The following is a 16,397-nucleotide window of genomic DNA, read 5'->3' as shown; positions in this document are numbered from 1 at the left end:
CATGACCGGTCAGGATCCGGCGGATACCTTCAGATTCGCGAAATCCACCGCGTTTTCAGAGCGATAAGTGTAGCCCTGCACGGTATTCCGGTAGACCTGCGAGGGTTGCAGGTTCGCCACGAAGATCTCCGGTGCGGAGTTCAGCTCGATGGCCATCGCCTGGTTCCAGAATCGGCCGGCCTCCTCGCTGAGCGAGTCCGGCACGGCGATACCGGCGTCGACCGTGCTGTAGAATTGCTGGTTCTCCCAGCGCGAAGGATTCGAGCTGTCGTTGTTCGGCTTCCAGAAGATCGTCAACGCATATGTCGGCGACTGGGTCTGCGACCGGTTGCGGTACATCAGCGCCTGGTAACTCGCCTGCGAGCGGCCCTGGGCGAAGGCCGCCGCCGACTGCTGCGAAATGTTGATGTCGAACCCGGCGTCGGCGGCGAAGGACCGCATCATCACCGCGACGTCGACCAGGTCGGGCACCGCGTTGGATACCGTCAAGTCGAAGGAGATCCCGTTCGGGAAACCCGCCTCAGCAAGTAGTTGCTTGGCCTTGGCGGGGTCGTAGTTGAAGGTGGGCAGACCATTCGTGGTGTAGCCCTTCGTCTTCGGGTTGATGCTGCCCACCATGCGCGTGGCGCGTCCGGCGTAGATCTGCTGGATAATCTGGTCGTAAGGAATCGCCAAAGCCATTGCCTGGCGCACCTTTTCGTTGTTGAACGGCACCTTGTTCGTCACCAGCGTCAGGTCGATGAATTCGATCGCGTCGTCCTGCTGCGGCACCACCACACCCGGCGCATTGCTCAACTGCACCTGATCCACGGGCTTGATGCCCTCGGCCAGATCGACGTCACCGCGCATCACCAGGCTGGCCCTGGTTCCGGCGTCCGGCACCACGCGCAGCGTGACCTTCTTGACGCTTGGCTCCCCGAACGCATAGTGCGGGTTCGCGGTCAGCACCATCTCCTGCCCCGGGGTCACCGAGGTGATCGAGTAGGGACCGAAACCCCAGCCGGAATTCGTGCGGCTCCACGCGATGGCGTACGGGTCATCGGGCGCCGCATGCTGCTTGAGGAACTCCATGTCGTAGATGTGGCCGTTCAGGTTGGCCAGCAACCCGAGGAAGGTGAACATGTAGCCGGGCTGGTTGATCGTGAAGGCGACGGTGTGCTCGTCGATCTTGCGTATCTGCGTCTTTGGATCGGTGAGTGCCGGGGCATAGATCGAGGCGGATCCGGTCGGCGAGGCGAATTTCCGCTCGAACGACCACAGCACGTCGTCGGCGGTCAGCGGATTGCCGGACTGGCTCAGCAGATTCTGCCGCAGGCGGAAGGTGACCGTCTTGCCGTCCGGGCCGACTTCATAGGATTCCGCGAGATATCCCTGGTAGTTGTTGAAGTCCTGCATGACGGCCGCCGGGGACTTGCCGGGGATGTACGGGTTTCGCACCAGGCCCGCCTGTGTGTTGGCGTTGATCTCGAACGCCTCCAAGGACAGCGCGTTACCGCCGTCCTGGCCACCAAAGGTCGGGGTCAGCGCTGGAACCGCGACGACGATCTCCTGCTTCAACGGCCCGGCGTCACCCTGGACCGCGCCGACATTGTTCGGGGTGCAGGCCGCCAACGCGAACGTGACCGCCGCAATGGCAGCTGCCATGCTGCGAGTTCGATGTCGGCGCGCGAACCATCGGCCGCGCCCCCCTGGCCGGGCGCCACCGAACCACTTCTCTGTTGCCACGACGTGCCTCCTGAGATTTTCCTTGTCGAGGTGGGAAAATGAGCTCAGCCCGCCGCCGCCCCACGGCTGAGCCGGGTTATCGTGCCGGCGGCGCCGGCCGCGCTGGCCACCGCGACACACAGCGCGGCGGCCGGGAAGAGAGCGGTCCACCAGCGGCCGAGCATCACGTCCGACACACCGAGTGCGACCATCGCTCCCCATTCCGGCGTGGGCGGGCGCAAACCGAGGCCGAGAAACCCGAGCGAGGCCGAGACGATGATCGAAAGGCCGAACACGAAGGAGGCGTTCTCCAACGCAGGCCGACAAGAGTTCGGCAACACGTGCCGGAGCGTGATCCGCCCCTCGGAAAGGCCGGCCATCCGCGCCGCGTCCAGGTAGGCGTCGTGGCGGACCTTGAGCACCTCGACTCGGGTGAGGCGGATCTGGTTCGGCATCAGCACCAGGGCGAGTGCGACCGTCAAGCTGAGCAGCGAAGCGCCGAAGAGGCCGACAACGACGACACCGACGATCAGCGCGGGCACCGCGTCGGAGAGGTCGACGATCCGGTTTCCGCCGCGGCCGAGCCAGCCTACCGGGCCTCGGCGCGACTCGTTCATGCCGATGATCAGGCCGAGCAGCACCCCGAACACCGTCGCCGACAGCGTCACCAGCAACGCCAGCAACAGATTGATCCGGGTCGCCCCGATGGTGCGGGAGAAGACATCCATCCCGGTGGCGTCGGTGCCGAACAGGAAATCGCCGCCCGGTGGTTGGCTGGCCGCACCGGCGACGCGCTCGGGGTCGAAGGGGATCAGCATCGGGCCGACGGCGGCGATCAGGATGAGGAAGGCGAACGGGATGAACGGTGCCCAGCCGAGTCGAGTCTTCACGATCGAGTCCTTTCCACCGGTCGTCAGACCTCGGTACTCGCACCGGGACGCCGCCGCGGATCGAGCAACATGTTGACGATGTCCACGATGAAGAAAGCGACCATCGAAACGGCCGCCAGAACAACTAGAAAGCCTTGCAGGCCAAGGAAGTCGATGGAGTTGACCGAGTCGACGGCGAACTGGCCGAGGCCACCGAAGCTGAACAGTTGCTGCAGCACCACGACGCCGCCGACCAGAGCGCCGAACATCGCGCCGACCATCACCACCGCACTCGCTGCCGCCCTGCGCAGGATGCTGAGGTAGATCGCCGCACGGGTGGCACCGGAGGCGATCCGGAACAGTGTCGCGGCCGACGCGGCAGCCTCATCCAGCCCGAGGGCGAACTGCTTCCAAATGATCGGGGTATAGACCGCGATCATCACGCCGACCGGAAGCACGAGGTGGCCGAGCATCGACCCGAGCACCTGCCAGTAGCCGGTCAGCACGCAGTCCAGCAGCGGGAAACCGGTCACCTCGGGGATCACCATCCCGGCGTCCACCCGACCGATCGGTGCTGGCACCACCTGCAGGAGGCTGTAGAACAGCACGAGCCCGAGGATTGCCAGTGCGAAGTCCGGGATCGCACCGGCCATCCGCGCGTAGCCGCGCAAGGCCTTGTGCAGCACGCCGCTCTGCACGTGCAGCAGCACCGCGGCGAGCACCAGCGACAGCGCCACGGCACCGCCGAGGCCGAGGAACACCAGCTCCAATGTCGCAGGCAGTCGGGTCCAGATCTCTTCCCAGATCGACCGGCCGGTCACCACCGAGATGCCGAGATCGAGTCTGATCAGGTCGCTCCAGAACCGGCCGAGCTGCTGCCAGATGCTGCCGTCGAGCCCCATCGAGGCGGCCACCCGGTCGTAATCGGCCTGGGTGATCGTCTGGGTCGTGTCCAGAGAGCTGAGCACCGGGTCGCCCGGCACCAGCCGCACCATGAAGAAGGCGAAGGTCGCGAACCCAGCCACATGCACCGGCAACGCCAAGGTCCGCGTGATCCACCAGCGGTGCCGGTTGAAGAACTCGTTGTTCATCGAGCCACCTCCGCGCCAGAGACGGCGATCCGCCGGTTGCGGCGGTGCGCGTCCAGCAGCCGGGCCGTGTACGCGTGTTGCGGGTCGTTCAAAACCTGCTCGGTCTCGCCGCGTTCGACGATCTCGCCGTGCTGCATCACGACCAGCTCACGGGAGACGAACGCGGTCGCCGGGAGGCCGTGTGACACGAATGCGAGGCCGACCTGGTTGCTCTCGCAGTAGTCCTTGAGCATGTTCAGCACCGCGCCCTGCACCGAGACGTCCAGCGCCGAGACCACCTCGTCGCACAGCAGGATTTTTGGCCGTACCACCAGCGAGCGGGCCAGTGCGAACCGTTGCCGCTGGCCACCGGACACCTCGCCGGGATAGCGCTTGAGATGTTTGGGATCCAACCGCAACAGCCGAAGCACCTCGGCGATGCGGTCCTCAGCCTCGCTTCCCGTGCTGTCTCGAAGCACGCGCAGCGGCGTCGATACGGCGTCGGCGAGCGTGCGGCGCGGGTCGAAGGAGGACGAGGTGTCCTGGGCGACGAACTGCACAGCCCGCCGGAAATCGATCCGGCCGGTGAGGGATCGGGTGAAGCCGGCGATGTTCGCGCCGTTGCAGGTGACAGCGCCGGAGGAGACGCTTTCCAGCCCGACCAGCATCCGGCTCAGTGTCGACTTGCCAGACCCGGATTCGCCCACGATACCGATCGCCGAATCGGAGTTGACCTCGAAATCCAACGGCTTGACCGCGGTGAACCGCGCCCTCCGCGAGCCGTATACCCGACTGATCCCGTCGCCGCGAAGGGCGACGTACCCGCTCGTCTCGCTCATGCCGCGGCCGATCCCGAGCTCGGGTCGCGGACGAACTGCTCCAGCGTCGGCAGCCGGTCGAGCCCGACCGAGTTGAGCGTGGGCACGCACGCGAGCAGCGCCCGCGTGTAGGGGTGGGTGGCCTCCTGCTCGATCCGCTCTGTGTGGCAGATGTCGACGATCTCGCCGCGGTACATGACGATCATTCGGTCGGCGTACTGCCGGCACAGTTCGATGTCATGCGTGACGATCAGCAGGCTCGCGCCTTCCTGATCGGTCATCTCCACCATCAGGTCCATCACGTCGCGGCTAACCGAGGCGTCCAACGCCGAAGTCGGCTCGTCGGCGATGAGCAGCTGCGGCCGACCGCACATGGCCAGCGCCACCATCACCCGCTGCCGCATGCCGCCGGAAAGCTCATACGGCCGCAGGTTCATCACCCTGCCGGTGTCCGCCATGCCGACCCTGGCGAGCCATTCGGCGGCGCGCTCACCAGCCTCGCGGCGGGAGATCTTACGGACCCCGCGCAGCACCGACCGGAATTGGCTGCCGATGCTGGCCACCGGGTCGAGCGAGGTCATCGCGTCCTGGAACACCATCGACAGCCCCGGTGTGCGGAAGGGAACCTTGCGCGGCCGTTCCCGCTTGAGCTGCTTGCCGGCGAACACGATCTCCTCGGTCGTGATCTGCGCCGACCCGGCGGTGAGCAGCCCGGCCACGGCAAGGGCCATCGTCGTCTTCCCGGAACCGGATTCCCCGACCACCGCCACCCGCTCGCCTCGGCGGACGTCGAAACTGGCCGCTTTGACGGCCGCGCTCTCGCCGTCGCCGTAGGTGACCGTCAAGCCACTCACCTGGAGCAGCCCCTGCTCCGGATCCGACGACGCGGCGCCGCTGCCGCTCTGCTTGCTGAGAACTGCGAGGTCGGTCATCAGGCCTCCTGTGTTGAATGGTCGATCCCGGCCGGGCCGTGCTCGCTGGCGCCCGAAGCTCGCGTCGCCTTCATCGCCCTGGAGTGTCAGAACTCAAGCAGGTTGTCCCGGAACAGGGTGTGCGTGTATTCGATGCGCACCAGGCCACGTCGCTGTAGCGCCGGCACGAGACCGTCGGTGATCTCACTGATGTAACGGCGGTTGAGATCGAAGTTGGAGATCAGGAAACCGTCGCCACCGACCTCCTGCATGATCTCGTCCATCTGGGCCGCGACCGTGTCCGGCGACCCGACCATCTCCACCGCACCCTGCGTACGGCGGAGGAATTCGCGTGGGGTCAACCCGATGGCCTGCTGGAGCATCTGCTGGTGGCCGTTGGTTCGGACGTTGTCGGGGATGGGTTCGTCCAACGGGAACACCGAGAAGTCGATACCGCTGTGCCGGGAAAGGTGCAGCAGCCCCAATTCTGGGTGCGACTCGGAGAAGGCGGTCTGCCGTGCCCGCTTCTCCTTCGCCTCGGCGTCGGTCTCCGCGACGACCGGGGAACACATAAACAGGACCTTGCACCCACTGGTCGGCCTGCCGAGCCTGTTCATCCGCTCGTGCACGTCGTCGCGAAACTTCTTCATGCCCTCGATACCGCCGCTGGTGCCGCAGATGATCGAGTCCGCGGTTCCGGCGGCGAACTCGCGACCCCGGTCAGAGCCGCCGGCCTGGGTGAACACCGGCCGCCCTTGCGGCGAGCGGTTGCCGTTGAGCGGACCGCGGGATGAGAAGAACTTCCCCTCGAAGTCGACGGTGTGGACCTTGGTGTAATCGGCCCAGACACCGTTGTCCTCGTCCATGACGACAGCATCGGGGTCCCAGGAATCCCAGAGCTTGCAGGCCAATTCGAAGAATTCGTCGGCCATGTCATAGCGAAGGTCGTGCTCGATCTGCTGATCCCGCCCGTAGTTTTGGGCGGCCCGGTGACTGCTGGAGGTCACGATGTTCCAGCCAGTTCGCCCGCCGGACATGTGGTCCATTGTGTTGATCTTGCGGGCCAGCATGTACGGGTGGTACTCGGTGACTGACAGTGTCGGCACGATCCCGATCTTCGAAGTGGCCTGCGCGAGCACCGGTGCCAGCACGGTCGGGTCGAGCTTCGGCGTGGCGGTTGCGCTGGCCAGGTAGGCCTTGGAATTGCCGCCGTATGCGTCCGGGACGTAGGAGGAATCCTCGATGATCAGGTAATCGAAGCAGGCTCGTTCCAGTGCCCGGGCGAGATCGATGAACAGTTGCGGATTCGTCCAATCCTTACCGCCATTACCGGACCATGTCTTCCGCCAGGATTTGACGCCGAATCCGCCCGCACCGAACCACGCTAGGTGGAATCGATTCGCTGACATTGGCAAGGCTCCTCACCGGCCCGGCGGGCCGTACGACGAAGGGGGTCAAAAGGCGAGCAGGTTGTCGCGGAAGTGTTCGTGCTCGTAATGCGTGCGGGTCAGATCGCGCTTCTGCAATTCGGGCACCAGACCGTCACAGATCTCCATCACATACCGTCGGCTGAAATAACTGTTGACCATGAGGAATCCGTCGCCGCCGACTTCCTGCATGACTTCGTCCATGACCGCGGCCACGTCCTCGGCGGTACCGACGAACAGATCCGAGCCGAACCGCTGCGCGCGCTTGAGCATGTCGCGCAGGACCTTGCCTTCGAGTGCCTTGACCATTGACTGGTGGCCGTTCGATTTCAGTTTCGGCAACGGCTCGTCCAGGTCGAACTTGGAAAAATCGATACCGCTGAGGCGGGACATATGGGCGAGACCGTACTCGATGCGATCATCGGTCAACGTCAGGTCCGCGGTGAGGCGGGCCTCCGCGTCGGCACGGGTGTCGCCGATGATTGGGCAGGCCAGGAACAAAACCTTGATGTCGTCCGGGTTCCTGCCGGCATCCGCGGCTCGCGCGCGGACGTCGTCACGGTAGGCCTTCATCTGTTCCGGCGTTTCCGCATTGGCGATGATGGTTTCGGCCCATTGCGCGGCGAACCGGCGACCTCGAGCCGACCCGCCCGCCTGACAAATCACCGGAGAACCCTGCGGCGATCGCGGAGAACTCAACGGACCCCGACACCGAAAATACTTCCCCTCAAAATCGACCGGGTGCACCTTCGAGCCATCGGCAAACACCCCGGCTTCCAGATCGAGTACCACCGCATCCGGCTCCCACGCATCCCACAACCGATGCGTCAACTCCAAGAACTCGTCCGCCATGTCATACCGCTCATCATGCGGAAACTGCCGCTCCCTCCCGTAGTTCTGCGCACCCCCATCATTCGACCCGGTAACCACATTCCACCCGATACGCCCATCCGACACGTGATCCAAGGCATTCATCTTCCGTGCCAACATAAACGGGTGATATTCCGTAGTCGAACACGTCACCACCACACCCAAATGCTTCGTCGCCGCCACCAAAAACGGCGCCAACACCGTTGGATCCAATTTTGGCGTATCCACCGAATTCCTCAAATACGCATCATGCGACCCCTGAAACGTATACGGCACATTCGACGAATCCTCAATCATCAAATAGTCAAACCCAGCGCGCTCCATCGCCCGAGCCAGATCCACCGCCATATCCGGCTTCGTAAACCGATCCACAGCGGACCCGGCCCACGGATGCTTCCACGCCTTCGGACCGAACCCCTTCGAATAAAACCAACCCAGATGAAACCGATCAGCAGACAACGACTTCACACCTCCGTGGGTGGCGGTCTCGGCGCTCGGCCTCGTGCGCGTACGACCATGGTGGACGGAACGTGTTACATGCGGCGCGCGCCACATCACTCACCTATTGCGCCGTCATGTGCCTGTCGAGCCGATCTCAACGACATCGCGCTGACCTGTGATGACGCCGCATCGGCTAGCTGGGGGCGACGCGTGTTGCGCCAGCTTTCACGGCGACGTCGATCACGAGGCCGACGGCGGCGATTCCGGCGATGTAACGGGTGCGAGGCCGAGGTGCTCGCGGACCGTGGCACCCTCGTAGTCCTGCCGGACCAGCCCGCGACGCTGCAACTCCGGCACGACCTCGGCGACGAATGCGTCAATCGTCTGCGGCAGCATTGGAGCGACAACCGCGAAACCGTCCGCCGTTCCCGCCTCGAACCACTTCTGCATTTCATCAGCCACCTGAAGACTGGTTCCGGTGACCACCCATTGCATATTCGCAAGGCCGCCGACATAGGACCGTCGCGCGGTTTCCGCGATGCTCAACCCCTCCTCCCGAGCCATGCGGGTGAACAGCGTCGCTTGGCTGACGCTGGCCGACTTAACCTCGGGCAACTCGTCGAGCGGGAGCGGTCCATCAGGGTCATAGCCGGACAGATCGAATTCCAGCAGGCCACTGAGATGCCGGATGACATCAGCCCCTTCGAGGTGGTAGTCATCCAGCATGCGGTGCAGATCGTGGGCGGCTTGCTCGGTCTCACCGATGAACGGCATGACGCCCAGCAGGATCTTGATGCTGCTCGGGTCCCGTCCGTAGGCCGCAGTCCTCGCCTTGACGTCCCGGTAGTACTCCTGTGCCCGCTCCAAAGTCGAACCACCCGCATAGATGGCGTCCGCCCAGCGCGCCGCGAGGTCCCTGCCGTCCGGCGAAGACCCGGCCTGCACGATCAACGGGCGGCCACCGTCCGGTCGCAGCACGTCTAGCGCTCCGCGCACCTCGAAATGCGGTCCAATGTGGTCGATGGGTTTCGGCGGTACAAACCGGTCGCCTGCGCCCTCCCACAGTTCGGTGACCACCTCAAGGAACTCGTTGGACCGAACGTAGCGCTGATCGTGTGGCAACTGGTGGTCCAGGTTGAAGTTCCAGGCGGTGGCGTCGCCGCTGGTGGCGACATAGTTCACGCCGAGGCGACCCCCGGAGAGCAAATCGAGCGAGGCCGCCCGCCGTGCCAGGTCGAACGGCTCGTTGTAGCTGGTGGAAATTGTCGCGATCATGCCGATGTGCGAGGTCTCGGTGGCCACTGCGGCCAGCAGCTCCAACGGGTCCAGCCGGGTACCGGTGACCATGGTTCGACCGGCAGCATGTGACGGGGTGTCGGCAATGAACACCAGGTCGAACTTGCCACGCTCGGCCGTTTTGGCGAACTCCACGTAGCGATCGATGCTCGGCACGCCGGATACGTCGCTGTCCGGATGCCGCCATGCACCGGAATGCCGGCCGAATTCGGAAAGGTTCAGGCTCAAATGCATACGTGGACCCGGTTCGTAGGTGCTCATGCCGCGCTCCGATCCAGCTCGGCCGCCCTGCTCAGCCCCAAGTTGTCAGCCAGCGTTGCCCCAGGACGAAGCGGTGTGAGCAGGCCACGCAGTTCCGGGAGCACCTCATCGGTGAGTCGCTCCACCCAGTCGAGCGTGCCGTCACCGACGAGCGTGACCCCGTCAGCGCTGCTGTGTCGCACGAGTTCGCCCAGTCGCTGCGGCATGTCCGCACCCGCCCCAACCGCAAACCCGTCCAACCCGGCGAGTACGCCGACCGCCGGGAGCACGACGAGCTCGGCGGGGTCCCGACCGGCCTGCACCGCCTCGGATCGCACCCGCGCCACCGCCTCGGCGAAGTCCGATTCGCTAATGCACCAAGGCACGACGACCTCGGCGAACCGGCAGGCCAACGGAAGTTCGTCGGGGGCCTGCACGGCCTGAACGACGACTGGCTTGCCCTGCGGGCAGCGCGGCACATCCAGCGGGCCGCGCACGGTGTAATGGGTGGAGCGGTGTTCGATCGGGTGCACGCGGGTGTCGTCCTGGTAATCGCCCTTGGTCTTGTCCGGCACCTCGGCGCCCGGCTCCCAGCATTCCCACAGCGCGCGCACGACCTCGGCGAACTCCGTCGCGCGGGCGATGCGCGCACTCGCGTCACCGACCACGAGTCCGTAGCGGGCCTCCGCTGCCGGATCAGCCGCCGGTACCACCAGCCAGCCGGAGCGTCCGCTGGTCAGGTGGTCTAGGGTCGCCAGCCTGCGGGCGGTGTTGTACGGGTGACCGAACAGCGCCGAATCCGCGGCTATGAGCCCAATCGTCGAGGTAGCCCTTGCCAGCGCGCCGGCAAGGGTGAGCGGTTCGAAGGTGGCAACAGAATCCGGCTCGGCGGGCGCGAGTACCACCGCCGTGACGCCCGCATCCTCCAGCGACGTCACCGCCGCGGTGAGTCGGCTGAGCATCCGCGAAGGCGTGTCCCGCCCAGTGTCTACTTCGGATGGTGGTTTAATCACAACGTTGAGTCTCATCAGGATGCACACATCCTTTCTCCCCACCGTGCACGTCAGAAGGCAAGCAGGTCGTCAATGAAACCGATCAGCAGACGACCGCGACGCTTTCACTCACCCTGACAAGCGGGTGTTACCGGATCCGCGCACATCGGTGAAGCGACCATTGCGCCGGTCGAACGGGTCCGCTGAGCCGGGAAAACGCACCGACAAGCGGTGACTCAAGCCTTGTCGGCGGGCAACGGCTCGCTGGGAAACACCGTCGTCGTCCGCAGGGACACCTTGGCACCGGGGAAGAATGTGTGGTTGCACTCCCGCGGATTCCCGTCGGCGTCGATCATCAACCGTTCCCTGAACAACAGCGGCGATCCAGGTTCGACGCGCAGTGCGCGGCCGGTGCGTTCATCACAGGTCAGTGTTTCCACCGTGGTGTCGATCCGGCGTAGCTCACAACCGTAGGTACGGCGAAAGATCGCCTGCAGCCCGTCCGAGGACGAATCGGTGCCGAGTTCACGCGCGCTGTCACCAAGCGAGTAATTGATGTAGATGCAGAACGGTTCACCACCACGCAACGTGATCCATTCCGTCAACCAAACCGACGATACGTTGGTGCGCAGCCTGTTCTGCAACAGCGGGGTGATCGGGATGCGGGTCGTTTCGACCTCGATGTTCTCGAAGTCGTCGGGATTGTCGAAGTCCGCGAGGCTGCCGCGGCGCGGCGACATGTCTTCAAGCGCCAATTCACGGATCATTCCGACGATCACCGTGCCGCGACGGGGCCGACGGGAGACCAGCCCTTCCTCGGCGAGCAGCGACATTGCTTCCCGCACGGCGTTGCGGCTGGTGGCATAAGCGTCGATCAGCTGTCCCTCGCTGAGTTGATGCCGGCTTGGTAGCAGACCGAGCCTGATGGCCGAGCGGATCAAACCGTGTAGCCGCAACGAGGAGCGCTGGCGAACCGTGCCTGCAGACCGCGCCCGCTCACGTACTCGTGCCATGTACTCGTGTTCGTCGATGCGTCCCAAAGTCACGGCGCGCCTCCGTACAGACCGAGTCCGCCGCGAACTCGAACACGACACAGCGACGGCGGAGCATCCCCAGTGTCACCAGAAAACGTTGCCGGTGTTGGCGATGCACGTAAACGATCGATTGCGCTGCCGGACGGGGCCGGCCTGCTGCCAGCTCGACTGGCTATCTGATCTTCGGCGCGCCTTCAAGCTAAGCCCGGATCCACCGATTCAGTTTGGTGTTGATCTTTGGGATTGCGTGTGGGGTTCCAGAAGTTTCTCCGCGTGTCCGACCTGCGGTGCTGGGTGCGCTCGGCGGGCAGGGAGGGCATGATCGCGAGCTGTGTCACTGCGTCTGGTTTATCTGATCTTCGTGCGGATTGCGGGCTGGCTGGTGTTGCTCGGCCGTTCGTCGGCGTCCAAGGACGTCGAACTCCTGGTACTGCGTCACGAGGTGGCCGTGCTACGCCGAGCCAACCCGAAACCTCGGCGTGCGAACCAGTCTCGGGCGTACCGGGGTTTGCTGGGACAACGCGGCCGCCGAGTCGTTCTTCGCGAGCCTGAAAAACGAGTGCTACCACCGCGAACCGTTCGCCACGCGTGCCCGTGCGCGTTTCGCCGTCGCCGAGTACATCGAGGTCTTCTACAACCGTAAACGGCTCCACAGCAGCCTCGGCTACCGCACCCCCGCCCAGGTGCTACATGACCACCACAACGCCGCTACCGCGGCCTAACCAGCCGAAACCAAAAGCACTGTCCAAGATCGTTGACACAGCTCAGACCAAGACCTGCCCTGTGTTGGGCGGCTTGATCAACGAGTACGAACGCGTCGCTTAAACTGCTGGTCAACGACCCTGACCGACTTCTGGAACCCCACAGGCTATTCGGCTACCGCAGGCTCACCATCCGCTACGAACGCCACGGCACCCTGTTCTTCGGGTTCCTCACCCTCGCCGCCGCGCTCACCTGCTACAAGAAACTCACCAAATGAGAGACACGCTCTTAGCGTAGTCCCTGACCCCGCATCCGGTGACTATGATCCTCCAGCGGCGGGTAACTCGTCGTTGATCGACCAGACGACCCTGCGGTGGACTCCGAAATCGAGCGCATCCGTACCGAGCAAGGTGCGATCGATCCGAACCCGGCGGAGTTCCTGCGCGACGCCGTCGGAGAGCTCGACACTCGCCAGTCGATGACGAACAGACGGGTGGGTGCCAGTTCCTAGGGCTGCTCGTGTGGTCACTGTTCTGATCGGGTGTGGAGTTCCACGCTTTCCATCGCCGTCCAGTAGCGACCGGCATCCTTGACCGCCTGGGCGAGCAGATCATCCAGCCGCGACATGTGCATCCCCGCTACGCGGAGCTTGTCGACCGGGTCGTCACTGACTGCGGCCTGTTCCACCTCATCCTCGTCGAAGGTGCCCACCTGGTGGCTCAGGACTGTGCTGAGTTGGCCTAGTCCTGCCAGCGTGGACACGATCGCCGAGCCGAAGGCATGAAGCTCACTGAGTAAGGGCTGTCGCGTCTTGGCTTGCATGCTGGAAGCTTCATGCACCGCGTCACGCGCCCGATACAGCGCTTCCAACGCGCGCTGGGCCTCAGTCATCGGAGACCCCCCTTTTTTGTTCATGCAACATCCGGCTTATCGGAGATATCCGACGGTAACCGGTACGGCGCCGCACCGCTGAACTCCACCGCCCTCACCACGGCCACCTGGAAACAACCAGAGACGGGTGATTCGGGGGTGAACGCGTGTGCCAATAGCCCCGACGAGACCGGCGACCATGTGATCACCCCGTAGAGGGCCGAAACAAGCTAGCGCCGCCGCGAGCTGGCGACCGCGAACCCTGCTATGCCGAGCCGTTGTCACCTTGGCGGATGCCGCGCGACCCAGATGAACACCGGTGCTACGACTGGCAGATGCGCGAACAACGCGCCCTCGGCCGCGTGTGGCAGAAGGCGCACCGCAATGCGATCGAGGATTAACGCACGAACGATCAGCGACTCACATAGAGCCGACGATATTCGGCTGGCAGGCTCGGCAGAGCGGCCGGGAGCTCCGCGCCCCGAGGTCACCAGTTGCAGCTGGCCGGTATCCGGGAATTGCAGGCCCCAGTAGGTCCAGCTGGTTGCTAGCCGCGAAGCGGAACGCGCGCTCGGCGAGCCAGGCTCGACGGCATCAATTGCAATCTCCAAGACAGGGAAACACTGCGATGCGTAGGACTTCAGTGATCCGGCTCGCTGGTCGTGCTCGGTGGCGGCGGTCGCTGCTGCGCTGCGGATGCAGGGCGATCGGTGCGGCGGGGCGTTGTGCCCTGTCGCACTTCGCGGGATGCCCCAGCATCGATCTGCCGCGTTGCCTGGGGGCTCCTGCGCAAGGCTTGTTCCGAGCAAAAGGTCTACCGGCGACACGCGATTGTTGGATGAGCGTGCGAGGCAGTGCGGCTCACATGGCTCGTCCGTTGGCCCGATGGTGGGCTGGAGTTTCGGATTGGAACCCGCTGCCGCAGTACGAGATCCTGCTGGAACGCACAGCTGTCGGTTGGCTGGCTTCCTACTTGGTCTACGGTGAGCTCCACGCCCGCATCGGTTTCGACACCGAAGATGAAGCGTACCGCAACATTAAGTGGCTCAAGACGAAATGCCCGCCGCAACACCGACCCTGGCATGAAGTCGACCTATCTCCCAACGGCGGTCGCGCCGCTGCGCACGACAACCGTCGGCGGTGGGCAGATGGCTGATGGGGCGTTTCAGCGGGCGCCGCGACGAGAGCGGCACGCTTCCGCACATATCCGCCCGACCCCGTGGACCGGTTGATAATTGCGCACGGGCTTGCTGGGGGCAACGGGCTGCTCAGTCCAGCATTCCGGCTGACCACATGAGCGCGATCAGTGCCATCCAGATCACCAGCGCCACTAGCAGGCGCAACCACAGCCGTTTGAGCACGGATCAGAGTCCTAGCTCGTCCATAACGAGGAGGACCGACAAGAATCCGAAGAAGAGGAAGGAGACCGCCAGCACGGCGAGGCGTGTCCAGCCGATCTTCAACTCCTTCGGAAGGGCCTTCCTGTTGAGCATCATCAGCAGTCCTGAGTAGATGAACATCTGCACGCCCGCGATGGAGGACGAGATCACGACGAGCACGAACGGTTGGTCGACACCCACGATGAGGATCAACGAGCCCACGATGATCATGAGCCATACGAAAGCGGCGTAGATCTTGCTCTCGGACCAGAACTGGCTGTCGCTGAGCGCGTTGATCTTGAGTTGGTCGGCGATCAACCGGCAGGTGTAATCGATGATCCCGAGATTGGTCGAGAACAGGGCGACGGTGGCGGCAGCCCAGAAGGCGGTGCCGAACCACGGTGCCACAGAACCCTGCAAGACCTGTCCCTCCAACAGCAGGAAGGCGAGATCTTCTTGCTGCACTTGGCCGACCGGCAGCGTCGAATAGGCCAGCACCGACAGGATGATGAGCGAGAGGACTCCGATGACGAAGAAGGTGATGAACTGCTCCCAGTTGGCGACCCTCCACCAGCCGCGCCATCGGCGCATATTCTCGTCGTCCGTCGGGACCATGTACCCCAGCGAGGGTCGCGCCTCTTCATGCCCGGTGATGGGGGAGACGATCCGGGGCATGCGTTGCCCCATGCCCATGCGTTTGTCCCGGATGTAGTTGCTCTGCACGAGGTTGTTCGCACCGCCGGCCCCGGCGAAGGCCAGCGCCCCGAGAAGCACGGCGACGCTCAACCCTTCGTACCCGATTGGGAAGCCGATGTCGCCGACGCCTTGGGTGAACAGCGCGCTCCAGGCGTCTCCCGTCGTGGCCACGGGGATGGCGACGATTACGAAGAGCATGATCAGTGCCACCAGCACACCTTGGATCTTCTCGACCCATTGGTAGACCACGGGCGAGAGTGTGAGTGTGATGCCGATGGCCACCAGGGCCGCGATCGTGATGGGCACGACCGGGGCGTCCTCGCCGAGCCCCAGTGCGAACGACACCGTCGTGGAAGCGCCGGTGGCCCAGCCGGGCCAGAAGTTCTGCAGGAGCGCGAAGACGATGAACAGCCACCACCATGGCTTCCAGTACCTAGTGAAGCCGGTGATCGCAGACTCCCCCGTGGCCAGCGTGTAGCGTTCGATCTCCATGTTCAGGAAGAACTGGATCCCGAACCCGGCGACCGCGGCCCACATGAACACGAACCCGATCTGGGCGGTGATATAGGGCCAGAGAATCACCTCCCCGGACCCGATAGCGGTCGCCAGAATGATGACGCTCGCGCCCGTGACCCTCCACAGTGGTACCGGTTCCGGCAGGTCCCTGAATTCAACCGGCGGCAGGTACTTGCTCGGAAGCGTCGTTTGGCCCCGCTGGGCGCCACTGGACTCCGTCATCCGACTGCCCTCATCTCACCGCGGCCAATGAACCTCTGGCCGTGACGCAGCCGCCCTCCAGAGTGATTCAGGTCACTTGTCGTGTCAATCCCTGGGCCATAATCGCCATTGAAGGACCGCCGGGGCCAGGCGGATCGATGAACCAAAACACACTCGCCGCACCTGGTGCGCTCGATCGGTCTCGACGAGGCGGACGCACCGGGAGCAACGCCGCACCCGAGAACTCAACTCCGCTGGCACCGCGGTTCGAGTGGGAGTGTCAGGGAATCTGGCTCTGGCCCATTTTCGGTGGTGGCGGTCCGTTTCGGTCGGTCACGGTGCGTGTGCCATGGTGAGGCCG

General features: G+C 64.3%; 12 protein-coding genes and 2 pseudogenes. 2 read left to right on the top strand and 12 right to left on the bottom strand.

The annotated features are described in order from the left end of the window. Nucleotides 1–9: 9 nt before the first annotated feature. From MOQ72_RS34885 to MOQ72_RS34840, 10 genes are all read right to left on the bottom strand, one after another. Complete coding sequence (locus MOQ72_RS34885) at nt 10–1,557, bottom strand: ABC transporter substrate-binding protein (RefSeq protein WP_242190097.1); 1,548 nt, start codon at nt 1,555–1,557, stop codon at nt 10–12. 212 nt (nt 1,558–1,769) lie between these two features. After that, the gene (locus tag MOQ72_RS34880) at nt 1,770–2,594 is read right to left on the bottom strand and encodes an ABC transporter permease (RefSeq protein WP_242190096.1); all 825 of its coding nucleotides are present in this window, start codon (nt 2,592–2,594) and stop codon (nt 1,770–1,772) included. 23 nt (nt 2,595–2,617) lie between these two features. Next, entirely contained in the window at nt 2,618–3,664 is a 1,047-nt protein-coding gene (locus tag MOQ72_RS34875; protein ID WP_242190095.1) for an ABC transporter permease, read from the bottom strand. Beyond that, nucleotides 3,661–4,482: an ABC transporter ATP-binding protein gene (locus MOQ72_RS34870; RefSeq protein WP_242190094.1), complete on the bottom strand. Its 822-nt coding sequence runs from the start codon at nt 4,480–4,482 to the stop codon at nt 3,661–3,663. Before MOQ72_RS34870 ends, MOQ72_RS34875 begins: the two co-directional genes overlap by 4 nt. Further along, complete coding sequence (locus MOQ72_RS34865; protein WP_242190093.1) at nt 4,479–5,393, bottom strand: ABC transporter ATP-binding protein; 915 nt, start codon at nt 5,391–5,393, stop codon at nt 4,479–4,481. The genes MOQ72_RS34870 and MOQ72_RS34865 overlap by 4 nt, the downstream gene beginning before the upstream one ends. Nucleotides 5,394–5,479: 86 nt before the next feature. After that, a complete protein-coding gene (locus MOQ72_RS34860; protein WP_242190092.1) occupies nt 5,480–6,781 on the bottom strand; it encodes an NtaA/DmoA family FMN-dependent monooxygenase in 1,302 nt (433 codons plus the stop codon). Nucleotides 6,782–6,826: 45 nt separating this feature from the next. Then, nucleotides 6,827–8,137, bottom strand: coding sequence for an NtaA/DmoA family FMN-dependent monooxygenase (locus MOQ72_RS34855; protein ID WP_242190091.1), 1,311 nt, complete (start codon nt 8,135–8,137; stop codon nt 6,827–6,829). 213 nt (nt 8,138–8,350) lie between these two features. Beyond that, nucleotides 8,351–9,667, bottom strand: coding sequence for an NtaA/DmoA family FMN-dependent monooxygenase (locus MOQ72_RS34850; RefSeq protein WP_242190090.1), 1,317 nt, complete (start codon nt 9,665–9,667; stop codon nt 8,351–8,353). Further along, complete coding sequence (locus MOQ72_RS34845) at nt 9,664–10,674, bottom strand: LLM class flavin-dependent oxidoreductase (RefSeq protein ID WP_277955142.1); 1,011 nt, start codon at nt 10,672–10,674, stop codon at nt 9,664–9,666. The genes MOQ72_RS34850 and MOQ72_RS34845 overlap by 4 nt, the downstream gene beginning before the upstream one ends. 200 nt (nt 10,675–10,874) lie before the next feature. Next, nucleotides 10,875–11,684 (bottom strand): GntR family transcriptional regulator, encoded by an 810-nt coding sequence (locus MOQ72_RS34840; RefSeq protein ID WP_242190088.1) that lies wholly within the window; start codon nt 11,682–11,684, stop codon nt 10,875–10,877. 440 nt (nt 11,685–12,124) lie between these two features. Here MOQ72_RS34840 and MOQ72_RS34835 point away from each other — a divergent pair. Next, a pseudogene (locus tag MOQ72_RS34835) lies at nt 12,125–12,394 on the top strand (integrase core domain-containing protein); the annotation flags it as partial. A gap of 146 nt (nt 12,395–12,540) precedes the next feature. Continuing rightward, nucleotides 12,541–12,651: pseudogene (locus MOQ72_RS34830) on the top strand (IS5/IS1182 family transposase); the annotation flags it as partial. Nucleotides 12,652–12,899: 248 nt separating this feature from the next. Here MOQ72_RS34830 and MOQ72_RS34825 read toward each other — a convergent pair. Both MOQ72_RS34825 and MOQ72_RS34820 read right to left on the bottom strand, forming a co-directional pair. Then, nucleotides 12,900–13,265 (bottom strand): hypothetical protein, encoded by a 366-nt coding sequence (locus MOQ72_RS34825; protein ID WP_242190087.1) that lies wholly within the window; start codon nt 13,263–13,265, stop codon nt 12,900–12,902. 1,343 nt (nt 13,266–14,608) lie between these two features. Next, nucleotides 14,609–16,057 carry an Nramp family divalent metal transporter gene (locus tag MOQ72_RS34820; RefSeq protein WP_242190086.1) on the bottom strand — a complete coding sequence of 483 codons (1,449 nt, stop codon included), beginning with the start codon at nt 16,055–16,057 and terminating at the stop codon, nt 14,609–14,611. Nucleotides 16,058–16,397: the final 340 nt, after the last annotated feature.

This window comes from Saccharopolyspora soli (assembly GCF_022678645.1).
GTDB lineage: Bacteria > Actinomycetota > Actinomycetes > Mycobacteriales > Pseudonocardiaceae > Saccharopolyspora > Saccharopolyspora soli.
The sequence above is the reverse complement of the archived record's forward strand: the minus strand, read 5'-3'. Positions and strand labels throughout refer to the sequence as shown.